At 74.8% G+C, this 23,864-nt stretch carries 20 protein-coding genes; 15 read left to right on the top strand and 5 right to left on the bottom strand.

Going from position 1 to position 23,864, the window contains the following annotated elements; all coding sequences use genetic code 11:
- Window positions 1-32: 32 nt before the first annotated feature.
- The 5 genes from BM237_RS05955 to BM237_RS05935 all read left to right on the top strand — a co-directional run bounded on the left by BM237_RS05955 (window position 33) and on the right by BM237_RS05935 (window position 4,483).
- Window positions 33-1,283: an NAD(P)/FAD-dependent oxidoreductase gene (locus BM237_RS05955; protein WP_093848435.1), complete on the top strand. Its 1,251-nt coding sequence runs from the start codon at window positions 33-35 to the stop codon at window positions 1,281-1,283.
- A 33-nt stretch (window positions 1,284-1,316) separates the two neighbouring features.
- The gene (locus tag BM237_RS05950; RefSeq protein WP_093848434.1) at window positions 1,317-1,682 is read left to right on the top strand and encodes an Rv2175c family DNA-binding protein; all 366 of its coding nucleotides are present in this window, start codon (window positions 1,317-1,319) and stop codon (window positions 1,680-1,682) included.
- 135 nt (window positions 1,683-1,817) lie between these two features.
- Window positions 1,818-2,465 carry a thiamine phosphate synthase gene (thiE, locus tag BM237_RS05945; RefSeq protein WP_093848433.1) on the top strand — a complete coding sequence of 216 codons (648 nt, stop codon included), beginning with the start codon at window positions 1,818-1,820 and terminating at the stop codon, window positions 2,463-2,465.
- A 109-nt stretch (window positions 2,466-2,574) separates the two neighbouring features.
- Window positions 2,575-3,492 carry a methylenetetrahydrofolate reductase [NAD(P)H] gene (gene metF / locus BM237_RS05940; RefSeq protein ID WP_093848432.1) on the top strand — a complete coding sequence of 306 codons (918 nt, stop codon included), beginning with the start codon at window positions 2,575-2,577 and terminating at the stop codon, window positions 3,490-3,492.
- Between the two features lie 22 nt (window positions 3,493-3,514).
- Entirely contained in the window at window positions 3,515-4,483 is a 969-nt protein-coding gene (locus BM237_RS05935) for a hypothetical protein (RefSeq protein ID WP_093848431.1), read from the top strand.
- A gap of 91 nt (window positions 4,484-4,574) precedes the next feature.
- On the opposite strand, the gene BM237_RS05930 is transcribed toward BM237_RS05935, so the two are convergent.
- Window positions 4,575-6,086 carry a phytoene desaturase family protein gene (locus BM237_RS05930; RefSeq protein ID WP_093848430.1) on the bottom strand — a complete coding sequence of 504 codons (1,512 nt, stop codon included), beginning with the start codon at window positions 6,084-6,086 and terminating at the stop codon, window positions 4,575-4,577.
- Between the two features lie 600 nt (window positions 6,087-6,686).
- Here BM237_RS05930 and BM237_RS05925 point away from each other — a divergent pair.
- The 3 genes from BM237_RS05925 (at window position 6,687) to BM237_RS05915 (ending at window position 8,719) form a co-directional block, all read left to right on the top strand.
- On the top strand, window positions 6,687-7,196 hold the full coding sequence (locus BM237_RS05925) for an SAV_6107 family HEPN domain-containing protein (protein ID WP_245793431.1): 510 nt from the start codon (window positions 6,687-6,689) through the stop codon (window positions 7,194-7,196).
- Between the two features lie 106 nt (window positions 7,197-7,302).
- Window positions 7,303-8,085, top strand: a complete 783-nt coding sequence (locus BM237_RS05920) for a methyltransferase (RefSeq protein ID WP_093848428.1) — start codon at window positions 7,303-7,305, stop codon at window positions 8,083-8,085.
- Between the two features lie 223 nt (window positions 8,086-8,308).
- The gene (locus BM237_RS05915) at window positions 8,309-8,719 is read left to right on the top strand and encodes an SCO2097 family morphological protein (protein WP_093848427.1); all 411 of its coding nucleotides are present in this window, start codon (window positions 8,309-8,311) and stop codon (window positions 8,717-8,719) included.
- Between the two features lie 238 nt (window positions 8,720-8,957).
- Here the strand turns inward: BM237_RS05915 and BM237_RS05910 are convergent, their stop codons facing one another.
- From BM237_RS05910 to BM237_RS05895, 4 genes are all read right to left on the bottom strand, one after another.
- On the bottom strand, window positions 8,958-11,309 hold the full coding sequence (locus BM237_RS05910; RefSeq protein WP_093848567.1) for a transglutaminaseTgpA domain-containing protein: 2,352 nt from the start codon (window positions 11,307-11,309) through the stop codon (window positions 8,958-8,960).
- A complete protein-coding gene (locus tag BM237_RS05905; RefSeq protein WP_093848426.1) occupies window positions 11,306-12,691 on the bottom strand; it encodes a DUF58 domain-containing protein in 1,386 nt (461 codons plus the stop codon). The genes BM237_RS05910 and BM237_RS05905 overlap by 4 nt, the downstream gene beginning before the upstream one ends.
- Window positions 12,691-13,716, bottom strand: a complete 1,026-nt coding sequence (locus tag BM237_RS05900) for an AAA family ATPase (RefSeq protein WP_093848425.1) — start codon at window positions 13,714-13,716, stop codon at window positions 12,691-12,693. The genes BM237_RS05905 and BM237_RS05900 overlap by 1 nt, the downstream gene beginning before the upstream one ends.
- A gap of 142 nt (window positions 13,717-13,858) precedes the next feature.
- Window positions 13,859-14,389: a beta-class carbonic anhydrase gene (locus BM237_RS05895; RefSeq protein ID WP_093848424.1), complete on the bottom strand. Its 531-nt coding sequence runs from the start codon at window positions 14,387-14,389 to the stop codon at window positions 13,859-13,861.
- 418 nt (window positions 14,390-14,807) lie between these two features.
- On the opposite strand from BM237_RS05895, the gene rsmH reads away from it, so the two are divergent.
- From rsmH to murD, 7 genes are all read left to right on the top strand, one after another.
- A complete protein-coding gene (gene rsmH / locus BM237_RS05890) occupies window positions 14,808-15,764 on the top strand; it encodes a 16S rRNA (cytosine(1402)-N(4))-methyltransferase RsmH (RefSeq protein ID WP_093848423.1) in 957 nt (318 codons plus the stop codon).
- 128 nt (window positions 15,765-15,892) lie between these two features.
- Window positions 15,893-16,204: a cell division protein FtsL gene (ftsL, locus tag BM237_RS05885; protein WP_425443656.1), complete on the top strand. Its 312-nt coding sequence runs from the start codon at window positions 15,893-15,895 to the stop codon at window positions 16,202-16,204.
- Window positions 16,201-18,156, top strand: a complete 1,956-nt coding sequence (locus BM237_RS05880) for a peptidoglycan D,D-transpeptidase FtsI family protein (RefSeq protein WP_245793430.1) — start codon at window positions 16,201-16,203, stop codon at window positions 18,154-18,156. The genes ftsL and BM237_RS05880 overlap by 4 nt, the downstream gene beginning before the upstream one ends.
- A gap of 25 nt (window positions 18,157-18,181) precedes the next feature.
- Entirely contained in the window at window positions 18,182-19,900 is a 1,719-nt protein-coding gene (locus BM237_RS05875; protein WP_425443655.1) for a UDP-N-acetylmuramoyl-L-alanyl-D-glutamate--2,6-diaminopimelate ligase, read from the top strand.
- On the top strand, window positions 19,897-21,327 hold the full coding sequence (locus BM237_RS05870; protein WP_093848421.1) for a UDP-N-acetylmuramoyl-tripeptide--D-alanyl-D-alanine ligase: 1,431 nt from the start codon (window positions 19,897-19,899) through the stop codon (window positions 21,325-21,327). The genes BM237_RS05875 and BM237_RS05870 overlap by 4 nt, the downstream gene beginning before the upstream one ends.
- Window positions 21,327-22,385: a phospho-N-acetylmuramoyl-pentapeptide-transferase gene (gene mraY / locus BM237_RS05865; RefSeq protein WP_093848420.1), complete on the top strand. Its 1,059-nt coding sequence runs from the start codon at window positions 21,327-21,329 to the stop codon at window positions 22,383-22,385. The genes BM237_RS05870 and mraY overlap by 1 nt, the downstream gene beginning before the upstream one ends.
- Window positions 22,382-23,827, top strand: coding sequence for a UDP-N-acetylmuramoyl-L-alanine--D-glutamate ligase (murD, locus tag BM237_RS05860; RefSeq protein ID WP_093848419.1), 1,446 nt, complete (start codon window positions 22,382-22,384; stop codon window positions 23,825-23,827). The genes mraY and murD overlap by 4 nt, the downstream gene beginning before the upstream one ends.
- The last annotated feature ends 37 nt before the right edge of the window (window positions 23,828-23,864 follow it).

Below are 23,864 nucleotides of genomic sequence, written 5' to 3'. Positions count from 1 at the left end.
GGCGGCCCGCCCCGACCTCCTACAGTGAGCGCGTGAGCGTGCGAACCGAGCAGCAGAGCAGGCAGCGGATCCTCGTCGTCGGCGCCGGGATGGCCGGGGTGCAGACCGCCGTACAGCTGCGCGAGCAGGGCTGGCCGGGGCGGATCGCCCTGGTCGGCGAGGAGTCCCACCGGCCGTACGACCGGCCGCCGCTGTCCAAGGCCGTGCTGCTGGGCAGGGCGGCCGGATCCGCCTTCGACGTCGACTTCCGGGCCCTGGAGGTGGACCTGCGCCTGGGCACGGCCGCCACCGGGCTGCGCACCGGCGACCGGGAGGCGGACACGGACGCCGGCCCGCTGCCCTACGACCGTCTGGTCCTCGCCACCGGCGCCGAGCCGGTCCCCCTGCCCGGCGCCGAGGGCGTCCCCGGGGTGTATCTGCTGCGCACCCTCGACGACGCCGAGCGGCTGCGGCCGGTGCTCGCCGGGCGCCGGGAGGTGGTGGTCGTCGGAGCGGGCTGGATCGGCGCGGAGTTCGCCACCGCGGCCCGCGAGGCCGGGTGCCGGGTGACCGTGGTGGAGGCCGCGGACCAGCCGCTGGCCGGAGCGCTGCCGCCGTCCGTCGCGGCCCGGATGCGCGCCTGGTACGAGGAGGCGGGCGCCGAGCTGCGCACCGGGTGCGCCGTCACGGGCGTCGCCGCCGCCGGCACGCCGAAGGACCCGGTGTGCGAGGTGGCGCTGTCCGACGGCTCGGTGCTGACCGCGGGCGCGGTCGTCACCGGGATCGGCGCGCGCCCGGCCACCGACTGGCTGGCGGGCTCCGGCGTGGCGCTGGGCGAGGACGGCGCGGTCCTCGCCGACGAGTACCTGCGCGCCTCCGTCCCCGGTGTCCACGCCGTCGGGGACTGCGCCTCCTACCCGTCGGCCCGCTACGGCCGCCGGCTGCTGGTCCACCACTGGGACAACGCGCTCCAGGGACCGCGCACGGTCGCCTCGGGCCTGGTCGCCGGAGAGGCCGAGACGCCGGTGTACGACCCGGTGCCGTACTTCTGGTCCGAGCAGTTCGGCCGCTTCGTCCAGTACGCGGGCCACCACGCCGGCGAGGACGAGATGCTGTGGCGCGGTGATCCGGCGGACGCGGCCTGGACGGTGTGCTGGCTGCGCGACGGTGTGCTGCGCGCCCTGCTGGCCGTGGGCCGTCCGCGCGATCTGACCCAGGGGCGGAAGCTGATCGAGCGCGGCACGGCCCTGGACCCGGTGCGGGCCGCCGATCCCTCCGTCCCCCTGAAGAGCGCGGCCCGCTAGTGACTGTCGGTGGCAGATGGCAGGCTGGTTCCCGTGAACGAGATTGACGCGAAGACCGATGCTCTCGTCCCGGCCTGGCTCACCCTCCCCGATGTCGCCGACAGGCTCGGCGTCGAGGTGACGCGTGTGCGGCAGCTGGTCAGGGAGGGCCAGCTCATCGCGGTGCGCCGCGGTGAGAACCGGGTGCTCCAGGTGCCCGCCGACTTCATCGGCGAGGGCCGGGTGGTGAAGGGCCTGACCGGGACGATCACGCTGCTCAGGGACGACGGCTTCAGCGACGAGGAGATGCTGGAGTGGCTGTTCACGCCCGATGACACCCTGCCCGGCACCCCGGCGCGGGCCCTGCGGGAGAATCGCGGCACCGAGGTGAAGCGGCGCGCCCAGGCGCTGGCCGTCTGAGCGGCGCGCTCACCGCGGACGACCCGGCCCGGCAGGGCCGGACACGGCGAACCGTACGACCGATCACCGGCGTGCGGGCCCCGGCGCCCACCAGGGCGCCGGGGCCCGCACGCCTCGTTCCGGGGGGATTCCCGCATGGCAGCGACCGCACGCGAGCGGCTCGGCGACGCCCGTCTGTACCTGTGCACGGACGCCCGCCGGGAGCGAGGCGACCTGGCCCAGTTCCTGGACGCCGTGCTCTCCCGCGGCGTCGACATCGTGCAGTTGCGCGACAAGTCCCTGGAGGCCGGCGAGGAGCTGGAGCATCTGGCCGTCCTCGCCGACGCCTGCCGCCGCCACGGGAAGCTGATGGCGGTCAACGACCGGGCGGACGTCGCCCACGCCGCCGGCCCGGACGTGCTGCACCTGGGGCAGGGCGATCTGCCGGTGCCGGCCGCCCGCGCGATCCTGGGCGACGGCGTCCTGATCGGCCGCTCCACCCACACCGAGGCCGAGGTGGACGCGGCGCTGGCAGAGCCGGGCGTGGACTACTTCTGCACCGGCCCCTGCTGGCCCACCCCCACCAAGCCCGGCCGCCCCGCCCCGGGGCTCTCCCTGGTGCGGTACGCCGCGCGGCTGCGGCCCGAGCGGCCCTGGTTCGCCATCGGCGGGATCGACGCCTCCAACCTGGAGCAGGTGCTGGAGGCCGGGGCGCGGCGGGTCGTGGTGGTCCGCGCGATCACCGGGGCGGAGGACCCGGGGGCCGCCGCCGCGGACCTCGCCGCACGCCTGCGGTCGGTCTGAGGCGGCCCCGCCCGGGGCGGGTGTCCACCCACTGGACGGCAAGCGGGCCAAACGGGCATATCGCCCCGGGGATGCGGTGCGTGGCCGGGGCGCCGGTTAGCCTGCCGACATGGCCCTCGGTACCCCTTCCACCAGGACGGATCGCGCGCACACCGTCCGCGAGCTGCTCGCCTCCGGCGAGCGTTCGTACTCCTTCGAGTTCTACGCGCCCAAGACGGAGAAGGGCGAGCGCACCCTCTGGAACGCCATCCGCCGCGTCGAGGCCGTCGCCCCCACCTTCGTGTCGGTGACCTACGGCGCCGGAGGCTCCTCCCGGGAGGGCACCGTGCGCGCCACCGAGCGGATCGCCACCGAGACGACCCTCACCCCCGTCGCCCACCTCACCGCGGTGGACCACTCGGTGGCCGAGCTGCGCAACGTCATCGGCCAGTACGCGGACGCCGGCATCCGCAACATGTTCGCCGTCCGCGGTGACCCGCCCGGCGACCCCACCGGCGAGTGGGTACCGCATCCGCGGGGCATCACCTACGCCGCCGAGCTCGTCCGGCTCATCAAGGAGTCGGGGGACTTCTGCGTCGGTGTGGCCGCCTTCCCCGAGATGCACCCGCGCTCGCCCGACTGGGACAGCGACATCCGCCACTTCGTCGACAAGTGCCGGGCCGGCGCCGACTACGCCATCACGCAGATGTTCTTCTACGCGGACGACTACCTGCGGCTGCGCGACAAGGTGGCCGCGGCGGGTTGCGACGTCCCGATCATTCCGGAGATCATGCCCGTCACGAGCGTGCGGCAGATCGAGCGGTTCGCGAAGCTGAGCAACGCGACCTTCCCTCCGGACCTGGCCGAGCGCATCCTCGCGGTGGAGCACGATCCGGCCGCTGTACGCTCATTGGGAATCGAGTACGCCACGGAGCTGTGCGCGAGGCTGATGTCCGAGGACGTCCCCGGACTCCACTTCATCACCCTCAACCACTCCACGGCGACGCTGGAGATCTACGAGAATCTGGGCCTGCACCGGCGGGGCTAGAAGACGGGGTGGGAGGACGTACATGGGGTGGACGCTCCTCTACATCGCGTTCGGCGTCGTCGCGATCTGGCTGCTGGCCGAGGTGCTGCTGCAGTACAAGGCGAGACTGCGCTGGCGGCTGCTGGCCTTCGGCGGGTTCGCCATGGTGGTCCTCGGGGTGGTGGCGATCTCCTCGGTGCCGCTGTCCCTGACGGTCATCTCGCTCGGCGGAGCGGCCTTCACGGTCGGCCAGACCTTCGTCACCCTCTCCTACCGGCGCGGCTTCACCGCGGGCTGGGCGCTGGGCGGCATGCCCGGCACCAGCAGGCGCCGCCGCGAGGTGCGCCCCATGCCGCCCCAGGACGCCGATCCGCACCTGGAGGTCTCCGGGCTGGAGGTCCACGAGCCGGAGCCCCCCGCGTACAGCCCGGAGCCGCTGCCCGACGACACCGGCGGTTACGGCGTCTACGAGCGCGGCGCCTCCTCCGGGCAGCAGGGGGAGCGGTACGGCGAGCAGGACCGGTACGGCGAGCAGGGACAGCAACCCGCCCACTCCGCCCCGTACACCACCGGCGACTACACGGGCTATCCCGGCTACGAGCAGAGCGGCCAGTACGCCGGGTCGTACGACTACGGCTACGGCGCGGGGGACGGGCAGCAGCAGTACGCCGCCTACTACGACCCGTACGCCGACGCCTCCGGCGGGCCCGCCTACGACGCGCAGGGCGGCCGGGGCGACCAGACCAACCAGAGTAGCCAGGGTTACGCCTCCGACCCCTCCTACGGCGACGGATACGGCACCGGCCACCCCGCCGACCCGTACGCCGGGCAGACTCCGCCCGGCGGGGTCTGGGTGCCCCAGCAGCGCGACTCCGAGCCGCAGCCCGGACAGCCCGGACAGTCCGGACAGTACGCCGAGGACGGCGGGTACGGCGGATACGGCTACGGCGAGGCCGGGTACGACCCGGCCACCGGAGCCGCTCACCCCTACGGCGAGCAGCCCCGCCACTGAGCCGCCCGCCACTGGGCCGCCCGCCACTGAGCCGCCCGGCCGCCCGGCCCGGCTCGTCCCCTCCGGCCGCCCCGGCCTCCGCCCGGCCGCGTCACCGCGATCCGCGCCAGTCGTCCCCCTCGACGATCAGCCCGGCGGCCAGGGCCCCCGACATCCCGGTGTGTGCCAGCCCGCCGCCCGGATGGGCCGAGCCGCCCACCCGGTACAGCCCGGCTGTACCCGTGGAGTTGGCCGCCCGCAGAAAGGCCCCGTCCGCCCCCGCCAGGGCGGGGGCGGGCACCGCGCCGCCGGGCGCCCCGGTCTCCCGCTCGGTGTCGGCCGGGGTGCGCACCTCACGCCACAGCACCCGCCCGCCCAGGCCGAGCCCGGCGGTGTCCGCGGCGGCCAGCGCCTCGTCCGCGGCCCGCTCGGCCGCGCCCGGCGCGGTCCAGTCCACGGCCCCGCCGTCCTCACTCCCCGCGCCGGCCCCGCCGGACGACGGGCCGGCCGCCCCCGCGCGGTGCGGCGGAACGGCCACCGACAGCACCGCCGACTCGCACTCCGCACCGGGGACCAGCGCCGGGTCGCCGGGCCGCAGCACGGTGACGGTGCGAGCCGTCCCGCCCGGCCCGGCGGTGTGCACCACGGTGCGGTGGACGGTCCCCCCGGGCCGGGCTCCGCGCAGCGCGAGCAGCACGGTCAGCCGTCCCGCCGCGTAGCCGGGGCCGCCGTCCGCCGCGCTGGCCCGGCCGCCGTACATCGGCCGGGGGTCGATTCCGCAGACCACGGTGTCCGCGGCCACCCGCGACCCGTCGGCCAGCTCCACCCCGGCGGCCCGGCCGCCCTCCACCGTGATCCGGGACACCGCCGTGCCGAACCGGAACTCCACCCCGCGTGCCAGGCATCGCTGGTACACCGCGTCCGCCAGCGCGCGCATCCCCCCGCCGACGTACCAGGCGCCGAAGGTCTGCTCCAGATACGGCAGGACGGCGGCACTCGCCGGGGCGCGGCGCGGGTCCAGGCCGTGGGCGAGCGCATGGCTCTCCAGCAGCGCCACCAGCCGCGGGTCACGCAGCTCGGCGCGGGCGATCTCGGACAGGAAGGGTGCGCGGCGGCGCAGCAGCCCGCGTCGCGGCGCCGGATACGGGTCGGCGTCGAGCCGGGCGCGGTCGCCGGCGTCGGTCAGCGGCTCCTCCAGCAGCGGGCGCCGGGTGGCCTCCCACGCCCGGCGGCCGCGGCTCAGCAGCTCGCTCCACCGTTCTCCCGCGCCCGCGCCCAGGGCCGTGTCCAGGGCGTCGACCGTGCCCGCCCGGGACCCGCCGGGCAGGAGGACGGACGTGCCGTCGGCGAAGACGTGGCGTACGGCCGGATCCACCTCGGTCAGCGTGACGCACTCCTCCAGCGGCTCGCGGCCGGTCTTGACGAAGAGGTCCCGCCAGACGGCGGGCAGGTACAGCAGCCCGGGACCGGTGTCGAAACCGAATCCCTCCCGTTCCAGGCGGCGCACCGCGCCGCCGTGGGTCCGCGCCCGCTCGTACACCGTCACCCGGTGGCCCGCCACGGCCAGCCTGGCGGCGGCGGCCATGGCGCCCATACCGGCGCCGATCACCACAGTCCGTGCCATGGCCAGGCACTCTAACCGGGGTGCGGTAACAGCTTCGAAGGGCCGTACGCAGTAGATGAGTAGAAGTACCTGAGTCCGGTTCTGAGTAGCCGTACGGATGGTCTTCACCAGGCGTGGACGGCAGAGTCGGAGACGACGGGAACGCGGCGCCGCACCGCCGGCACGGGGCGGCGGAGCGGCGCGGCGGCCGTCTGTAGGGGGAACGCTCGGGGGACACGGGGGACGGGAGCGGGCGGAACGGCGGATCGGCCGGGCCGTCCGCTCCCGCCGTTTCACCTGCTCCCCCGTTCCGCCCGCTCGGCAGCCGCGCCGGCGCGCCGGGAACCTCCTGCGGCCGCCCCTCCGGCCGGAACACCGTCCGGCCCGGCCCGGCCGGCTCCGGTGCCGCCGGTCCCGCGCGGCCTGCCGGGCGCTGTCCCCCGGTACGCCGGACGAGCCCCGACAGGAGGCGTTTGCCCAGGTCGGGGCCGATTGTCAGTGGCGTGCGCAACGATGTTCCCATCGCGATCGCCGGTCGCGATCCGCACGTGCGGACAGCACGGCGGACAGCACGCGAACAGCACAGCCGTGACGGTCATGACGATGACAGGAGGTTCGCAGATGAACGGGCCCCCGGAGGATGTCCACCCCGTGCTGCGCAGGGCGTCGGCCCCGCCCGCCGCACTCGACCTGCTCGCCCAGGCGCGGCGCGGCCTCGACGAGGCGGCGGAGCTGGAGCACCCCAACGACCGGTACGCCACCGCACATCTCGCCGCCCTGCGCACCGCCGCCGCGGTGCTCGCCGTGCGCGGCCGTCCCGAGTCCACCGCACGCGCCAGACGGCGCATACGCAGCGCCTGGGAGGTGCTGCCCGAGGTGGCGCCCGAGCTGGACGAGTGGTGCAGGCTGTTCGCCGCCGGGGCGGCCAAGCGCGCCCGCGCCGAGGCGGGCATCGCCGGCGCGGCCGGCCGGCGCGACTGCGACGACCTGGTACGCGACGCGGGGATGTTCCTGCGCATCGTCGAGCGGATGCTGGTGAGGCAGCCCGTGCTGCCCCTTCCCCGGGATCCGGGGGAGCCGGGGGAGCGCGGCCGCCCGGAAGGCGGGGGGCCGCGGCTGCGAGCGGGCTGAGGTTCCCCGGGGGCGGAGTTCCTCCCCGCGGCCCGGCCGGCCGGGCCGCGGCGGTGACGCAATAGGCTTGGGCCAGCCACGTCCGAGCCGCCTAGGAGCGTCCGCCATGTCCCGCCCCCACGCACACTTCCGCACCGCCGTGGTCTGGGAGGTCCTGCGGGAAGCACTCGACGACCGGGCCGGGGCCGCGGGCCGGGAGACGCTCGACGTCCTGGACACCGGCGGCGGCACCGGCAACTTCGCCGTGCCCGTCGCCCGGCTGGGTCACCGCGTCACCGTGGTGGACCCCAGCCCCGACGCGCTGTTCGCGCTGGAGCGCCGCGCGACGGAGGAGGGCGTGGCCGACCGGGTACGCGGCGTGCAGGGCGACGCGCACGGGCTGTTCGACGTGGCCGAGCGCGGCGGCTACGACGTGGTGCTCTGCCACGGGGTCCTGGAGTACGTCGACGACCCGGCCGAGGGACTGCGCAACGTCGCGGCCGCGCTGCGCCCCCAGGGCGGCACCCTGAGCGTGCTCACCGCCGGACTGGGCGGCGCGGTGCTCGCCCGGGCCCTGGCGGGGCACTTCACCGAAGCCCGCCGGGCGCTGAGCGATCCCGACGGCCGGTGGGGCGGCGGGGACCCGGTGCCCCGGCGCTTCACCCCCGAGCGGCTTGAGTCCCTGGTGGCCGCCAACGGGCTGGAGGTCGGCGCGGTCCACGGCGTGCGGGTCTTCGCGGACCTGGTGCCGGGCGCGCTGCTGGACGCCGAGCCCGGTGCCACGGAGGCCCTGGCGGCACTGGAGGAGGCGGTGGCCGAACTGCCCGCCTTCCGGACCGTCGCGGCGCACCTCCACGTACTGGCGCGTACCCGGGAGGGCGCCGCGCCGTCCGCCGGCGAGGTGCGGTAGGCCACAGGCGACCCGAACGGCGGCTACCCGCCGTATGATCGAAGCACACCAACCGGCATGACGGCGTGGCGGCGGGGGAATGAGAAGCCCGACACCGCCACCCGGCCCCCGGTCCCGGTGGCACGAACTGGCGTAGAGGGGCGGGTTTCACGGGGGCGAATCCCTGCCTATCCTTGAAGGGTCGCATCCGGTCGCCCCCGCGACCGACGAGTAGGAGGACTCCGTGCCGCTCTCTGAGCACGAGCAGCGGATGCTCGAGCAGATGGAGCGAGCGCTGTACGCCGAAGACCCCAAGTTCGCGACAGCGCTCGAGGGAAGCGAGCTGCGCACGTACACCCGGCGACGGGTCTACCAGGCGGTCGCGGGCTTTCTGGTGGGCGTCGCGCTCCTCATGGCCGGGATGGTCGCGAAGCTGGTCATCGTCAGTGTGCTGGGCTTCCTGGTGATGCTCGGCTGCGCAGTCCTCGCGGTGACGGGCTGGCGCAAGACTCCCAAGCCGGGTGAGCAGCCCTCCGCCGACCAGGGTCACGACGCCGGAGGCCGTCCGCATCCGCGAAGGCAGGGCAGGCCGCGCCGCTCGATGATGAACCGTATCGAGGACCGCTGGCAGCGCCGCCGGGACGAGCAGCAGTAACGGTCCGCTCACGCGCTGCCTGCGCCTTCGGCGGTGGGCGGCGCGCACGGCCACCGCGACCCGACAGCGCCGCCGTACCGCCCCCTCCGCACGACCGGCACGACCTGTCAGCCAGGACCGACGACAGCGGGCGGCGGGGGAGACCGGGGATCCCCGGTCTCCCCCGCCGCCCGCTGTCGCGCCCCGGGAGGCCTCCTTCCGCGGGCCGTCGGCAGGCGGCCTCCCGGCTCCCCGGGCCTCAGACCCGCTGCCGCGACGGCCTGACCCGCGCGAGCGCCCGCCGCACCGAGCCGCTCCACCGACCGGCCGAGGCCGACCAGCGCTCCGAGACGGCCCACACCGCCCGTACGGCCGACCGCGGCAGCAGCAGGGCCCGCAGCCGCGCGCCGCGCCCGGCGGCCGCCCACAGCCCGGCCCGCATGAGCCGCACGTCCTCGGCCAGCCCCTGCGCCGACCGCGGCTCGGGGGCGTAGAGCGCCTGCTCGGCCGCCGCGGCCAGCCGGTGCACGGCCCCGGCGGCCTCGCCCTCCAGCCTCCCCAGCCGTACGACGCGTGCCGCGGCCGTCCGCACGGTGGCGGACTCCTGCGGGAGGACGCCCAGGTCCCAGGCGGAGTCGGTCGCCTCCCGCCAGGCGGCGAGCGTACGGACGCCCGGGCCGCCGCCGCCCCCCAGCCGCCGGTGGCGGACCCTGCTCCGCCACAGGGCCGGCAGCGCCAGGATCCCCGCGGCGAGCAGCACCGACGCTGCCACCAGCAGGGCCCTGCCCACCGGGAAGCCGCCGCCGGCGGCCTCGCCGCCGTGCGGGAGGGCCGCCGCGCCGCAGTCCTCCGTGCCCTGCCCCGGGACGCACTCCTCGGACCGCGAGGGCTCCGGAAGAGGCTGCGCGCTGTCGTCCGGGCGCGGCTCGGGAACGTCCGACTGCTCGGGGGAGGGCAGGTCGGGCTGGGTGTACTCCGGCACGCTGCCCCGGCTCGGGGTGGGCTCGAAGCGGGTCCAGCCCACGCCCTCGAAGTACAGCTCCGGCCAGGCGTGCGCGTCCTGCAGTCCCACCGTCATCCCGCCGCTGCCGTCGGACGCCCCGGCCGTGAACCCCACCGCGACCCGCGCCGGGATGTCCAGGGTGCGGGCCATGGCGGCCATGGAGAAGGCGAAGTGGACGCAGAAGCCCTCCCGGTCCTCCAGGAAGCGGGCGATGGCCGCGCTGCCGCTGCCCGCCTTCACCTGGGTGTCGTAGCGGAAGCCGCCCTGGGAGGAGAACCAGTCCTGGAGCCTCACGGCCCGCTCGTAGTCGCCGGCCGCCCCCTCGGTGACGTTCCGCGCCATCTCGGCCACCACGGACGGCAGCGAATCCGGTACGCCGGTGTACTCCTCCATGATCTGCGGCGGGGGCGCCGGGGCCTGCGCCAACTGCCGTGCGGTCGGCCGCACGACCAGACTGTCCACCTCGTACCGCACGCCCCGGGTGGTCTGCCCGCGGTCGCCGACGAGCGTGCGGCCCTCCGGCTCGAAACGCCAGCGCCCGTCGATGCGCACCTCGGCGGCCGGGTACGGCATGGGCAGCCAGTTCTGGGCGTACCAGCCGGCGGCCCGGAACGAGGTGGTGACGCGCTCGGTGGCGACGGACGGCGACAGCCCGGGCACCGGCGGAAGCGGTCGCGGAAGATCGGTGATCCGGCGCTCCGAGGGCTTCCAGGACGTGCCGTCGAACCGGTCCAGCGCCACGATCCGCAGATACATGTCCGAGGTGCTCCCGGCATCGGTGGTGTACGTCAGCACCGTGCGGTTGTCCGGCTGGTTCAGGCTGTCCTGCAGCGCGACCAGCGGATTGACCGCCGAGATCGTGCCGCCGCCGTCCCCCGTGCCCCGCCCCTGGCGCGCGGCGTCCAGCAGCCCGCCGCCCAGCGACGGCAGTACCGCGGGCACCACCAGGGCGATGCCCAGCGCCACCGCGCCGATCCGCCGCCCGGTGCGCACCGGCGGCGGATCGGTGGGGCCGGGCCGTGCGGCACCTGCCCCGCCGCCGAACACCCGGCCCCACCGCGACAGCCGGTCCCGGCCCTCCGCCAGGAGCAGCAGCAGATAGCCGGCGGCCGCGCACAGGAACCACAGCCGGCTCCCCCCTTCCGGGGACAGCCCCAGCAGCGGCAGTCCGGCGGGGGCCGCGGCACGGTACGTCACCGCGAGCAGGTCCACCAGCAGGCCGATGACGACCACGCCGCCCACCAGCAGCAGCCGGATGCCGTCGGTGACCGGGGCCGGGATGGAGTACCGGCCGACGTCCGCGGTGCCCTGTGCCAGCAGCGCGCCGAAGGCCTCGACGGCGTCCGGGCCCGGCAGCACCCCGAGCACGGCGTCGCCGCGGACGAAGACGAAGGTGAGCACCAGCAGCGACACCACCGCCTGCGCCGCCACCGCCGGCGGTCCGGCCGGTGTCGTACGCCGCACCACCGCGCCCACCGCGCTCTGGACGCCCAGCAGCAGGGCGGCCTGGAACAGCCAGCCGGCCGGGGCGACCAGCGGCAGCAGCGCGCACGCCGCCGCCAGGGTGGCCGCCCAGGCACAGAACGCCAGCCGGGCCTGTCCGCTCATCGTCCTCCGCTCCTCGCCGTCCGCCCGGGCGCCCCGCCCGAGGACCGGTCCGCCTGCCGCCACAGATCGGGCAGCGCCTCCCCGGGCACGTACGGCAGCACCGTCCAGCCCGCCTCGCGCAGCAGCCGCTCCCCCTCCCCCTCCTCCTGTGCGGCCGGCTCGCGCAACCCGCGGGGCAGGAGGGCCACCGCGCCTCCCGCGCGCTGCCGCATCCGGCCGGCCAGCGCCGTCTGCTCGCCGTCCAGCGAACCGAGGAAGGCCACCAGCAGTCCCTCGTGCCCGCCACCGCCGCTGCCGCCGCGCAGCACCTCGTACGCCCGCGCCAGGCCCGGTTCGCCGGAGTGCTCCACCACCGCGAGGGTGTCCAGGAGCAGCCCGGCGGTGTCGAGGGCGGCGATGTCGGTACCGGCACCGTCCGGTCCGGGCACCGGTGCGCCGGTGTCGGTCAGCAGCCGTACCGCGTAGCCGCGCTCCAGCAGGTGCACGGCGACCGAGGCGGCTCCCGAGACCGCCCACTCGAACGCCGACTCCGGACCGGAGCCGGCCCAGGCCGCCCGGCGGGTGTCCAGCAGCACGGTGCAGCGCGGCCGCTGCGGCTGCTCCTCGCGGCGCACCATCAGCTCCCCGTGGCGCGCGGTGGAGCGCCAGTGCACCCGGCGCAGGTCGTCGCCGTGGCGGTAACCGCGCGGGATCACGTCGTCGTCGCCGGCCGTGGCCAGGGACCGGTGCCGCCCCTCGCCGAGTCCGGCCGCCTCCCCGGCCAGCCGTACGGGGGGCAGTTCCTCGGTCCGGGGCACGACGGTGAGGGTGTCGTGGGAGCTGAAGGACCGGGTCAGCTCCACCATGCCGAACGGATCCGTCAGCCGCAGCTGCAGCGGACCTATCGGATAGCGTCCCCGCAGGTCGGAGCGGACCCGGTAGGAGACCTCGCGCCGGCCGCCCGGCTCCACCCGGTCCAGGACGAAGCGCGGGCGCGGGCCCAGGACGTAGGGGACCTGGTCCTGGAGCATCAGCAGGGAGGTCGGCAGCCGCGAGACGTTGTCCAGCCGCAGGTGCACGAGGGCCTCCTCCCGGGCGGGCACGCGGGCCGGGGACAGCCGCCGGGAGACCGCCACGCGGTGGCGGGTGCGGTACAGCACGATCACGCAGACCAGGGGCAGTGCGGCCAGCAGCACCCCCACCCGCAGCAGGTCGCCCTGGCCCAGCACGTAGGCGCACACCACCGCGGCCGCTCCCGCGGCCAGGAACGAGCGCCCCCGGGTGGTGAGCCCGGCGAGCGCGGCGCGCAGCGAACCCCGGCGCTCCTGTGCCCACGGACCCCCGTCCGCGCCCCCGTCCGTGCCTCTGCCGGCGTCCGGGGCGGCCGTGCCGGGGCCGTCCATCACAGTTCCCGCTGGGAGGGCCGGCCGTACAGCGGGGGCCGCGAGGTCGCCTCCCGGTAGTTGGACACGGGCACGGGGACGCGCCGCACGATGTCGAGGACGATCTGCTCCGAGACGCGCCCGCCGAGCTGGGCCTGGGCGGTGGGCAGCAACCGGTGCGCCAGCACGGGCACGGCCAGTGCCTGGACGTCGTCGGGCAGCACGAAGTTCCGGCCGGCCAGGGCCGCCGCCGCCTTCGACGCCCGCAGCAGGTGCAGGGTGGCCCGGGGCGAGGCGCCCAGGCGCAGTTCGGGGTGGCTGCGGGTGCCGGCGACCAGATCGACGGCGTACCGGCGGACCGGCTCGGAGACGTGCACGCCGCGCACCGCCTCCACCAGCTTGGCGATCTCGTGTGCGTGGGCGACCGGCTGCAGGTCGTCCAGCGGGGAGATCCCGCCGTGCACGTCGAGCATCCGCAGCTCGGCCTCGGGAGAGGGGTAGCCGATCGACACCCGCACCATGAAGCGGTCGCGCTGGGCCTCCGGCAGCGGGTAGGTGCCCTCCATCTCGACCGGGTTCTGGGTGGCCACCACCATGAACGGGTCGGGCAGCTCGTAGCTGCGCCCGTCGACGGTGACCTGCCGCTCCTCCATCGACTCCAGCAGGGCCGACTGGGTCTTGGGGGAGGCGCGGTTGATCTCGTCGCCGATCACGACCTGGGCGAAGATGGCGCCCGGCTTGAACTCGAACTCCTGGTGCTGCTGGTCGTAGACGCTCACCCCCGTGATGTCGGAGGGCAGCAGGTCGGGGGTGAACTGGATCCTGCGGACCGAGCAGTCCACGGATCTGGCCAGCGCCTTGGCGAGCATGGTCTTCCCCACGCCCGGCACGTCCTCGATCAGCAGGTGCCCCTCGGCCAGCAGCACGGTCAGCGAGAGCCGTACGACCTCCGGCTTGCCCTCGATCACGCTCTCCACCGACCGGCGCACCCGGTCCGCCGTGGCGGTCAGATCGCTGAGATCAGCTCGTTCGTCATAGGTCGTCACCCGGCCCTCCTCGGCCCGCTCACGGGCCGGTCCGCCCCGCGGCGGGCCGACCCATCCCCGAACAACCGGCGCGTCCCCCGCGGGAGGTGCCCGCGGGGGAGAGCCGTCACTCAGGCATTCTTCACTTACACAGCCCCGTGCGTCACGATTCCGGGCCGTTCGCCGGGTCGATCTCCCGGAGCAGGCCTGTGGTGACGTCGAAGACGAAGCCCCGTACGTCGCCGGTGTGCAGCAGGAACGGTGAAGTACGTACCCGCTCCATCGACTGCCGCACGTCCTGGTCGGCGTCCTTGAAGGACTCGACGGCCCACGACGGGCGCTGGCCGACCTCCAGCTCCAGCTCGTGCCGGAAGTCCTCGGTCAGATTCAGCAGGCCGCAGCCGGTGTGGTGGATCAGCACGACGGCGCGCGTACCCAGGGCGCGCTGGCTGATGGTCAGCGAGCGGATGACGTCGTCGGTGACCACGCCGCCGGCGTTGCGGATGGTGTGGCAGTCGCCGAGTTCGAGGCCGAGGGCGGCGTGGAGGTCCAGCCGGGCGTCCATACAGGCGACGACGGCGACCTTCAGCACCGGCCGGGCATCCATTCCCGGGTCGGTGAACTCGGCTGCGTAACGCTGGTTGGCTGAGACGAGGCGGTCGATGACCGGCCCTTCGGAGGAAGACGATGGCATGCCTATGACCGTAACCGCCCCGCCCGGGTCCGGCCCGGAGTGGGGCAGGGCAAAGCCGGTCAACGCGCATGGTGTGTGAGGTAAGCCACACGGGTGGTGCGTGGCCCCCCGTGCGGGTGGAACCGGCCGCCGGGATCCGCGGCACGCCCGCGCGGGGAAGCGGCCGGGACGCGCCTGACCAGTTGGTTGACCGGGGGGACGAGTGGGCTAAAGTGACGCGAAGCGGGAGCCGGGCAAGTGCCGGGCTCCCCTGTCGAACCCCAGAATCCCATGTGCGCGGGCGCGCGTACGGCCGCGTACGGCCCGGCCTCCTCCCGCTCCCGGCCGGCCGGTGCCCCTTCCCCGGCGCCGGCCGCCGGTCTTCCCCTTCACGAGCGGGCGGGGACCAGGCCGTACGGGCCCGCTCAAGGAGAGTCCAGTGAGCACCAACGAGCGGCACGTCCCGGTCATGCTCGGACGCTGTCTGGACCTGCTCGCCCCCGCCCTGCGCGAGCCCGGCGCCACCGTCGTGGACTGCACCCTCGGGCTGGGCGGGCACAGCGAGGCGATGCTGTCGGAGTTCCCGGACGTCCGGCTGGTCGGCCTGGACCGGGACCCGGCCGCGCTGGGGCTGGCCGGCGAGCGCCTGGCCCGCTTCGGCGACCGGGCCACCCTGGTGCACGCCGTCTACGACGAACTGCCCGAGGTGCTGGAGCGGCTCGGCGTGCCGCGCGTCCAGGGGGTCCTGTTCGACCTCGGTGTCTCCTCCATGCAGCTCGACGAGGCCGAGCGCGGTTTCGCGTACTCCAGGGACGCGCCGCTGGACATGCGGATGGACCAGAGCAGGGGCGTCGGCGCCGCGGAGGTCCTCAACACCTACCCGCCCGGCGAGCTGGTGCGCATCCTGCGCGCCTACGGCGAGGAGAAGCAGGCCAGGCGGATCGTCTCCGCGATCGTGCGCGAGCGCGAGAAGGAACCGTTCGCCGGCAGCGCCCGGCTGGTCGAGCTGATCCGCGAGGCGCTGCCGCAGGCGGCCAAGCGGACCGGGGGCAATCCCGCCAAGCGCACCTTCCAGGCGCTGCGCATCGAGGTCAACGGCGAACTGGCCGTGCTGGAGCGGGCGCTGCCGGCGGCCGTCGCCGCGCTGGCGGTGGGCGGCCGGATCGCCGTCCTGTCCTACCACTCGCTGGAGGACCGCCTGGTCAAGCAGGTGCTCGCCGCGGGCGCCACCAGCACCGCGCCGCCGGGGCTGCCGGTGGTCCCCGAGCGCTACCAGCCCCGGCTGAGGCTGCTGACCCGGGGCGCGGAGCTCCCCGCCGAGGAAGAGGTCGCAGAGAACCGCCGCGCCGCCCCCGCCCGGCTGCGCGGCGCCGAGCGCATCCGGGAGGAGCCCTGAAGGACACGCCGAAGGCCGCACCCCGGGCCACCGGAAGACCGGCCTACCCGACACCCCAGCAGCGGCTGGCGCGGCTGGCGCGACTGGTCCCCGCGGGCGACCCCTCCGCGCCGGCCCGCGCTCCCTTCGTGCTGCTGGTGGTCCTGCTGCTCGGCTCCGGGCTGCTGACCCTGCTGCTGCTCAACGCGTCCGTCAACCAGGGGTCCTTCGAACTGAGGGAGCTGGAGAAACGGGCCGGGGAGCTGGCCGACGAGGAACAGGCGCTCCAGCAGGAGCTGGACTCATTCTCCGCGCCGGACGCACTGGCCGAACGGGCCCGGGAGCTGGACATGGTGCCCGGCGGGAACCCGGCCTTCATCCTCCGGGACGGCACCGTCCGGGGCGCGCCCGAACCGGCCCCCGCCGCACCCGGGGGGCCCGAGGGGGAGGACACCCCGTGAGCGAGCGCCCCCAGCGTCCCCGCCGTACGCGGCCCGCCCCGCGTTCCGCCGCCCCGCGTTCCGCCGCGTCCCGTTCCGCCCGTGAGCCACGGCCCGCCGCCCGCGCGCCCAGGCCGAGGCCCAGGCCGGGCACCGTACGGCTGGGCAGCCCCCGGCCCCGGCTGAGGCTTTTCGGCGTTCTGCTGGCCCTGGTGATGCTGGCCTTCACCGTGCGGCTGTTCCAGGTGCAGGCCGTGGACGCGAGCACCTACGCCGCCAAGGCCGACGTCAACCGCTACATCACCGTCCCGCTCGCCGCCGAGCGCGGCACCGTCACCGACCGCGACGGCGTCGCCCTGGCCACCACGGTCGACGCGTACGACATCACCGCCGACCCCTATCTGTTCACCCCCGAGCAGACGAAGGTCCCCGACGCGCCGGCCCAGGCGGCCGAGCTGCTCGCCCCCGTCCTCGGCGTGGACGAGAAGACGCTCACCGAGCGGCTCTCCCGGGAGGGGACCCGCTACGTCCTCCTGGCCCGGCAGCAGTCCCCGCAGGTCTGGCGGCAGATCACCGACCTCAAGCGCGTGCTGGCCGGACGGCAGCGCGCCGGCGGGGGCCACCACGTGCTGGCCGGGGTGTACTCCGAGGAGCACGCCAAGCGGGTCTACCCGGGAGGGGAGCTCGCGGCCGCCGTGCTCGGCTTCGTCAACTCCGAGGGCGAGGGCCGCGGCGGCCTGGAGGCGAAGTTCGACAAGGTGCTGGCCGGGAAGGACGGCAAGATCACCTACGCCCAGTCCGGCGGCCGCCAGGTGCCCACCGCCGGCGAGCACGAGCAGCCCGCGCGCCCCGGGTCGGACGTGGAGCTCACCCTCGACCGCGACATCCAGTGGGCCGCGCAGAGCGCAATCGAGGAGCAGGTCGAGAAGTCCGACGCGGACAGCGGCTACGTGATCGTCCAGGACGTCCGCAGCGGCGAGATCCTCGCCATGGCCGACGCGCCCGGCTACGACCCGGGCGACCTGTCCACGGCCAGCGCCTCGGCGCTGCGCAACGGCGCCGTGGAGGACGCCTACGAGCCCGGCTCCACCAGCAAGGTGATGTCCATCGCCGCGGTCCTGGAGGAGGGCGCGGCCACCCCGGGCACCCATGTCGTGGTGCCCAACCGGCTGCCGCGCGCGGACCGCAGCTTCGCCGACGACGTCGACCACCCCACCTGGTACCTCACCCTCAACGGGGTGCTCGCCAAGTCCAGCAACATCGGCACCATCCTGGCCGTCGAGCAGCTCGGCGACACCCAGGCGGAGGCCAACCGGATCCTCCACTCCTACCTGCGCGAGTTCGGCATCGGGCGGAGGAGCGGGCTGGACTTCCCCGGCGAGACCCCCGGCATCCTCGCCGACCCCGGGGACTGGAACGCCTCGCAGCAGTACACCATCCCCTTCGGACAGGGCCTGTCGATCAACGCCGTCCAGGCGGCCTCGGTCTACTCCACCGTCGCGAACGGGGGCGTACGCGTCGAACCGTCCCTGGTGCGCGGCACCACCGGGCCCGACGGGGAGTGGAAGCCCGCGCCGAAGCCGCAGCGCAGCCGTGTCGTCAGCGAGAGGACCGCCACGACGCTCGCCACCATGCTGGAGTCGGTGGTGGCGGACATGGAGGGCACCGGCACCACCGCGCGCATCCCCGGCTACCGGGTGGCGGGCAAGACCGGCACGGCCAACCGGGTGGACCCCGAAACGGGCCGCTACAACGGCTACACCTCCTCCTTCGCCGGATTCGCCCCCGCCGACGCGCCCCGCGTCACCGTCTACTGCGCCGTGCAGAACCCCAAGAAGGGCAGCTACTTCGGCAGCCAGGTGTGCGGCCCGGTGTACCAGCAGGTCATGAAGTACGCGCTCAAGGCCCTGCGGATCCCCCCGACCGGCGCCGAGCCCCCGCGTCTGCCCGTCACCTTCGACCCCCGGGACTGACCCGGGAACCGACCGGAAAGCGACCGTGAGAACCATCGACGACCTCCCCCGCAACAGCCCCGGCGCCACCGGCGGCGCGCCCGGCACACCAGGCCCCTCGCTTCGCGGCGGCCCCGGAACGGCGGGTACGCTCACCGCCGTGCCACACGCTGATCAGACCCCATCCCTGCCCGCCCCGCCCCGCCCGGAGCGGGTCCGTCCCGTACCGCTGGCGGAGCTGGCCCGGCGGCTGGGGGTCGCGGCCCCCGAGGGCGACGCGGCCGTCACCGGCATCACCCACGACTCGCGCGCCGTACGCCCCGGCGACGTCTACATCGCGCGTCCGGGCGCCCGCTTCCACGGCGCGGACTTCGCCGTCCAGGCGGCCCGCCTGGGCGCCGTCGCGGTGCTCACCGACCCCACGGGCACCGAGCGGGCCGCCGCCACCGGTCTGCCGGTGCTGACGGTGGACGAGCCGCGCGAGGTGACGGGCGACCTGGCCGCCGCCATCTACAGCGAGCCGGGCCGGGACCTGCTGCAGATCGGCATCACCGGCACCTCCGGCAAGACCACCACCGCCTACCTCATCGAGGGCGGGCTGCGTGCGGCGGCGAAGGAGGGAGAGCCGACCGGGCTGATCGGCACGGTCGAGTCCCGCATCGGCGACGAGCGGATCAAGTCCGAGCGCACCACCCCGGAGGCCACCGAGCTCCAGGCGCTGTTCGCCGTGATGCGCGAGCGCGGGGTGCGCTCCGTGGCCATGGAGGTCTCCAGCCACGCGCTGGTGCTGGGCCGGGTGGACGGCTGCGTCTTCGACATCGCCGTCTTCAACAACCTCAGCCCCGAGCACCTGGACTTCCATCCGGACATGGAGGACTACTTCCGGGCCAAGGCGCAGCTGTTCACCAAGGCCCGCTCCCGCGCCGGAGTGGTCAACATCGACGACGAGTACGGGCAGCGGCTGGCCGCCGGCGTCAGCGAGGTCCCCGTCACCACCTTCTCCGCCGAGGGTCACCCGGACGCCGACTGGCGCGCGAGCGACGTGGAGATCGGCCCGCTCGGCTCCACCTTCACCGTCATCGGACCGGACGGCGAGACGGCCCGCGCCAGTGCCCCCCTGCCCGGCCCGTTCAACGTCGCCAACGCGCTCGCGGCCATCACCGCTCTGGTCGCCGCCGGGATCGACCTGAAGACCGCGGCCGAGGGCGTCGCGGCGGTGCCCGGCGTACCGGGCCGTCTGGAGCGCGTGGACGCCGGCCAGCCGTACCTGGCGGTCGTGGACTACGCGCACAAGCCCGACGCCGTCGACTCCGTGCTGCGCGCCCTGCGCAAGGTCACCGAGGGCCGGGTGCACGCGGTGCTCGGCTGCGGCGGCGACCGCGACCCGCACAAGCGCCCCGCCATGGGCGCCGCGCTGGCCCGGCTGGCCGACACCGCCGTCCTGACCTCCGACAACCCGCGCTCGGAGGATCCGCTGGCCATTCTCGCCGCCATGCTCGCGGGCGCGGCGGAGGTCCCGATCCACGAGCGCGGCACCGTGCTGGTGGAGGAGGACCGGGCCGCGGCCATCTCGGCGGCCGTAGCCCGGGCCGAGCCCGGGGACACGGTGCTGGTGGCCGGCAAGGGCCACGAGGTGGGCCAGGACATCGCCGGGGTGGTCCGCCCCTTCGATGACCGCGAGGTGCTGCGCGAGGCCGTCGAGCAGGCCATGGCCGCCCGGCGGAACGCGGCGGGCGACGGGGACAGCGGGGAGAGCGCGCCGTGATCCCGCTGACCCCCACAGAGATCGCCGGCATCGTCTCGGGCCGGGTCCACGACATACCGGACCCGGAGCCGACCGTCACCGGTCCCGTGGTCAAGGACTCCCGGGAGGTGCGCCCCGGCGCGCTCTTCGTCGCCTTCGGCGGGGCCCGGGTGGACGGCCACGACTTCGCCGCCCGCGCCGTCGCCGACGGTGCGGCGGCCGTGCTGGCCGCCCGGCCCGTCGGTGTGCCCGCGATCGTCGTCGACGACGTGGAGGCCGCCCTGGGAGCCCTGGCCCGCCACGTGGTGCGGCGGCTGGGCACCGCCGTCGTCGCCCTCACCGGCTCCGCCGGCAAGACCAGCACCAAGGACCTGATCGCCCAGCTCCTGCGGCGGCTGGGCCCGACCGTCTTCACCCCCGGCTCGCTCAACAACGAGATCGGTCTGCCGCTGACCGCGCTGAGCGCCGAGGAGGGCACCCGCCACCTCGTGCTGGAGATGGGCGCCCGAGGCATCGGCCACATCCGCTACCTGACCGGACTGACCCCGCCGCGCATCGGCGTGGTCCTCAACGTCGGGTCCGCGCACATCGGCGAGTTCGGCGGCCGGGAGCAGATCGCCCTGGCCAAGGGCGAGCTGGTGGAGTCCCTCCCCCCGGCGGACGAGGGCGGCGTCGCCGTCCTCAACGCCGACGACCCCCTGGTGCGTGCCATGCGCGCCCGCACCGAGGCACGCGTCCTCCTCTTCGGCGAGGCCGAGGAGGCCGACATCCGTGCCGAGAATGTCCGTCTCACCCCGAAGGGGCAGCCCGCCTTCACCCTCCACACCCCCACCGGGTGCAGCGATGTGACCATGCGCCTGTACGGTGAGCACCACGTGTCGAACGCGCTCGCCGCGGCCGCCGTAGCCCACGAGTTGGGCATGCCCGCCGACGGGATCGCCACCGCGCTCTCCGAGGCCGGCACGCTCTCCCGCTGGCGGATGGAGGTCACCGAGCGCTCGGACGGCGTGACCGTCGTCAACGACGCCTACAACGCGAACCCCGAATCCGTGCGGGCCGCGCTCCGTGCGCTCGCCGCCATGGGCAAGGGGCGTCGCACGTGGGCGGTGCTCGGCGAGATGGCCGAGCTCGGCGAGGAGTCGCTCGCCGAGCACGACGCGGTCGGACGGATGGCCGTCCGGCTCAACGTCAGCAAGCTCGTGGCGGTCGGCGGCCGGGAGGCCCGCTGGATCGACATGGGCGCCAAGAACGAGGGTTCGTGGGGTGAGGAGTCGGTGCACGTGTCCGACGCGCAGGCGGCAATCGACCTGTTGCGCGACGATCTGCGGCCGGGGGATGTCGTGCTGGTGAAGGCCTCCAGGTCGGCCGGCCTGGAGAAGGTGGCGCTCGCGCTGGTCGAGGGCAGGGGTCTGTCCGCCGAAGGCAGGGGAGAGGTCGCCGGCCGATGATGAGGCAGATCCTCTTCTCCGGGGTCATCGGGCTCTTCCTGACCCTGATCGGCACTCCGCTGCTGATCAAACTGCTGGCCCGCAAGGGCTACGGGCAGTACATCCGCGACGACGGCCCGCGGGACCACCACAGCAAGCGCGGCACCCCCACCATGGGCGGCATCGCCTTCATCCTGGCGACCCTGATCGCCTACGCCCTCACCAAGGTCGTCACCGGCCAGTCGCCGTCGTTCTCCGGCGTGCTGGTGCTGTTCCTGATGGCGGGCATGGGCCTGGTCGGCTTCCTCGACGACTACATCAAGATCGTCAAGCAGCGCAGCCTGGGCCTGCGCGCCAAGGCCAAGATGCTCGGCCAGCTCATCGTCGGCATCGCCTTCGCGGTGCTGTCGCTGAACTTCGCCGACGCCCGCGGCCAGACCCCGGCGTCCACCAAGCTCTCCTTCACCGAGGACTTCGGCTGGTCGATCGGGCCGGTGCTCTTCGTCGTCTGGGCGCTGTTCATGATCCTGGCGATGTCCAACGGCGTGAACCTCACCGACGGCCTGGACGGTCTGGCCACCGGCGCCTCGGTGATGGTCTTCGGCGCCTACACCTTCATCGGGGTCTGGCAGTACCAGGACTCCTGCGCCATCACCGGCAGCCCGAGCTGCTTCGAGGTGCGTGACCCGCTCGACCTGGCCGTCGTCGCCTCCGCGCTGATGGGCGCCTGCTTCGGCTTCCTGTGGTGGAACACCTCGCCCGCCAAGATCTTCATGGGCGACACCGGCTCGCTGGCGCTGGGCGGCGCGCTGGCCGGTCTGGCCATCGTCTCCCGCACCGAGCTGCTGCTCGCCCTGCTCGGCGGCCTGTTCGTCCTCATCACCATGTCCGTCGTCATCCAGGTCGGCTCGTTCCGGCTGACGGGCAAGCGGGTCTTCAGAATGGCGCCGCTCCAGCACCACTTCGAGCTCAAGGGCTGGAGCGAGGTGCTGGTCGTGGTCCGCTTCTGGATCATCCAGGGCATGTGCGTGATCGTCGGAATCGGCCTGTTCTACGCCGGCTGGGCGGCCGGGAAATGACGCGCGGCCACGTCGGCGAGGAGTTCGCCGGGAAGCACGTCACCGTCGCCGGCCTCGGCGTCTCCGGGATCCCCGCCGCGCGCGTACTGCGGTCCCTGGGCGCGGAGGTGACGGTCGTCAACGACGGCGAGGACGAGCGCGCCCGGCGGCAGGCCGCCGAACTGGAGGAGCTGGGGGCCGCGGTGCGCCTCGGCGACGGGGCCACCCTGCCCGAGGGCACCGAACTGGTCGTCACCACACCCGGCTGGCGGCCGGACAAGCCGCTGTTCGCGGCGGCCGCGGCCGCCGGGGTGCCGGTGTGGGGCGACGTGGAGCTGGCCTGGCGGCTGCGCGGCCCCGGCGCCGCGCCCTGGCTGGCCGTCACCGGCACCAACGGCAAGACCACCACGGTGCGGATGCTCGCCTCCATCCTGGAGGCCGCCGGGCTGCGCACCGCGGCGGTCGGCAACATCGGCGTCTCGCTGCTGGACGCGGTCCTGGGCGGCGAACCGTACGACGTGCTCGCGGTGGAGCTGTCCAGCTACCAGCTCCACTGGTCCACCTCGGTGCGCCCCCACTCGGCCGCGGTGCTCAACCTGGCGCCCGACCACCTCGACTGGCACGGCTCGATGGAGGCGTACGCCGCCGACAAGGGCCGTATCTACGAGGGCAACGAGGTCGCCTGCGTCTACAACACCGCCGACCCCCGCACCGAGGAACTGGTGCGCCGCGCCGACGTGGTGGAGGGCTGCCGGGCGATCGGCTTCACCCTCGGCGCCCCCGCTCCGTCCCAACTCGGCGTCGTGGACGGCGTACTGGTGGACCGGGCCTTCGTCCCCGACAGGCGCAGGCAGGCCCAGGAGCTGGCCGAGGTCGCGGACGTCGACCCGCCCGCCCCGCACAACATCGCCAACGCCCTGGCCGCCGCGGCCCTGGCCCGCGCCTACGGCGTGGAGCCGGGAGCGGTACGCGACGGCCTGCGCGCCTTCCGGCCCGACCCGCACCGCATCGAGCATGTCGCCGACGTGGAGGAGGTGGCCTACGTCGACGACTCCAAGGCCACCAACACCCATGCCGCCGAGGCGTCGCTGAACGCCTACGACCCGGTGGTGTGGATCGCCGGGGGGCTGGCCAAGGGAGCCGTCTTCGACGAACTGGTCGCCGGGTCCGCGAAGCGGCTGCGCGCGGCGGTGCTGATCGGCGCGGACCGCCACCTGATCCGTGAAGCGCTGGCGCGACACGCCCCGGATGTCCCGGTCGTCGATCTCGGCCGGACCGACACTGGGGCGATGGCGGCGGCGGTCGGCGAGGCCGCCCGGCTGGCCCGCCCGGGGGACACCGTCCTGCTGGCTCCGGCCTGCGCCTCGATGGACATGTTCACCAACTACCACGCGCGCGGGGAGGCCTTCGCCGCCGCGGTCCGCGACCTGGCCGCGGACCGCCCCGCGGCGCGGGAGCGATAACCCGCCGGTCCCCGCGCCGCGGACCGGCGGCCGGGGA

It is taken from the genome of Streptomyces mangrovi, assembly GCF_900114215.1.
Lineage (GTDB): Bacteria > Actinomycetota > Actinomycetes > Streptomycetales > Streptomycetaceae > Streptomyces > Streptomyces barkulensis.
This window is presented reverse-complemented; position numbering and strand designations above follow the sequence as displayed.